The sequence below is a fragment of the Caulobacter sp. P1_B12_2 genome, assembly GCF_056406675.1.
In genome coordinates this window covers 1-2,152 of the sequence record NZ_JBFTZS010000607.1, presented here as the reverse complement: position 1 = coordinate 2,152, position 2,152 = coordinate 1, and the positions used below count along the sequence as shown (strand labels likewise).

Below are 2,152 nucleotides of genomic sequence, written 5' to 3'. Positions count from 1 at the left end.
GCTGACCGTCGCGCAGGGCCTTCAGGGCTTCCTCGGGACCGGGAAGATCGGCCGCGTAGCACAGGCGGATCAGGGCCATCTCGGCGGCGGCCATGGCGTCGGGCGCGCGGCGCACCTCCTCGTGGGCCTTCAGCAGCATCTGCCACAGGCGCGACAGGGTCCCGGCCGAGGTCTGGGCCCCGATCGCGGTCAAGCGCGCGGCCTGCTCCTTGGGCAGGGTCAGGGCGTCCGGACCAAGCGCCTTGGCCACCGAGGCGCCGTGGCAGTGGTCCAGCAGGTCCAGCATGACCACCGCCGGATCGGCCCCGAAGCCCCAAAGGGCGCGGAAGCCGGTCAGCGAGTCGCCCGGCTTGCCGCTCATGACGTTCTCGAACAGGGCGATCGTCTGGCCGCGATCGGCCAGGCCCAGCATGTCGCGGACCACGGCGGCGGTGACGGTCGAGCCACGCTCGCCCTGGACGATGGCCTGGTCCAGCAAGGAGAGGCCGTCGCGCACCGAACCCTCGGCGGCGCGGGCGATCAGGGCCAGGCCGTCTTCCTCGACCTTGGCGCCTTCCTTGGCGGCGATCTTGGCGAAGTGCTTGACCAGCACGTCCGGCTCGACCCGGCGCAGGTCGAAACGCTGGGTGCGCGACAGGATCGTCACCGGCACCTTGCGGATCTCTGTCGTCGCAAAAATGAATTTCGCGTGCGGCGGCGGCTCTTCCAGCGTCTTCAGCAAGGCGTTGAACGCCGCCGTCGACAGCATGTGCACTTCGTCGATGATGTAGACCTTGTAGCGCGCCTCGACCGGGGCGTAGCGCACCCCGTCCAGCAGCTCGCGCATCTCGTCGACCTTGGTGCGGGACGCGGCGTCCAGCTCCAGCACGTCCATGTGCCGGCCTTCGATGATCGACTTGCAGTGCAGGCCGTCGACGGTCAGATCGACCGAGGGACCGTGGACGGTCTCGGTCTCGTAGTTCAGGGCCCGGGCCAGCAGGCGGGCGGTCGTGGTCTTGCCCACCCCCCGGACGCCCGTGAGCATGAAGGCGTGGGCGATGCGGCCGGTCGAGAAGGCGTTGGCCAGGGTGCGGACCATGGCCTCCTGGCCGATCAGGTCCTCGAAGGTGCGCGGCCGGTACTTGCGCGCCAGCACGGTGTAGGCGGCGCCAGACTCTTCCTGGGGAGGGTCGCTGGGCGCGTCAGCGACGACGACGGGAGCGGCCACGGGAGGCGCGACAGCGGGCGGAGTCGCCTCGGCCGGCGGACCGCCGAAGATGTCGGCGGTGTTCTCGTCGCGCTCGGGAGCGTCTTCATCCCACGGCGGCGCGGAATCGGTGGTGAGGTCGTCGTGGTCGGCCATGGGGTGAGTGTAGTGTGCGGAAGGGCGCAGCAAAAGGCTCGGCCCGCGCTTGCGGACCAGATGGCGCCAGATTGTGGGGAAAGGTGGAGACCGACAGACGACCCGAAGGTTAACTCGTTGTGGCTGCTGCCTCTCGGCCCTGACCAGATTGGCGAGCGCTTCGCCCGTCGCCGATCTCCAAGGCCTATATCGCGACTCATCGCTCGCGATGCAAGTCACAAGGGCTAGAGCGGTGACGACTCTTCGTCGCGGATGCTAAAGATTCGCCATGGCCCTTTCGATCATCACCAACATCTTCGCCGGCAACCCGCTCGACCGCGCCGGCGAGCGCCGGGGCGACGAAGCCTGGCTGGCCGAGAAGGCCGACGATCCGCATTCGCTGGCCGTGGCCATCTGGAACGGCAAGGCGCTGGTCGAAGACCTCCTGGGCGAGGACGGCAAGGTCGGCGGCGCCCAGATCGCCTATCTGCGGGCCGACATGGCCAAGGACCTGGCCGGCACGCCCGAGCGTCTGCTGTTCCTGGGCCTGTGGAAGGACATCGCGGTGTTCGCCGTCGACCTGGAGGGCGGGACCGACCCGGCGGAAGGTTCGCTGAAGGGGCTTGGCCGGTTCGAGGAGCTGCGCGGGATCGCCCTGACGCTGCCGCCGCCCGACGCCGGCATCCTGGCCACCGCCAAGTCGATGTTCGAATGGCGGCGCAAGCACAGGTGGTGCAGCAATTGCGGCCAGGAGACCAAGGTCATCGACGGCGGCTGGAAGCGCGAGTGCCCGTCCTGCCAGACCGAGCACTTCCCGCGGCACTTCCCGCG

The 2,152-nt window shown here is 69.1% G+C and carries 2 protein-coding genes and 1 other RNA gene; 1 reads left to right on the top strand and 2 read right to left on the bottom strand.

Annotated features, from left to right (window positions below; genetic code table 11):
• Nucleotides 1–1,342: DNA polymerase III subunit gamma/tau (locus tag AC1DZ6_RS23950; protein ID WP_477099604.1), on the bottom strand; the 1,342-nt coding region annotated here is incomplete at its 3' end.
• 81 nt (nucleotides 1,343–1,423) lie between these two features.
• An RNA gene (gene ffs, locus AC1DZ6_RS23945) (signal recognition particle sRNA small type) lies at nucleotides 1,424–1,522 on the bottom strand.
• Between the two features lie 88 nt (nucleotides 1,523–1,610).
• On the opposite strand from ffs, the gene AC1DZ6_RS23940 reads away from it, so the two are divergent.
• Nucleotides 1,611–2,152 (top strand): NUDIX-like domain-containing protein (locus AC1DZ6_RS23940; RefSeq protein ID WP_477099603.1); only part of this gene is annotated, 542 nt, incomplete at its 3' end.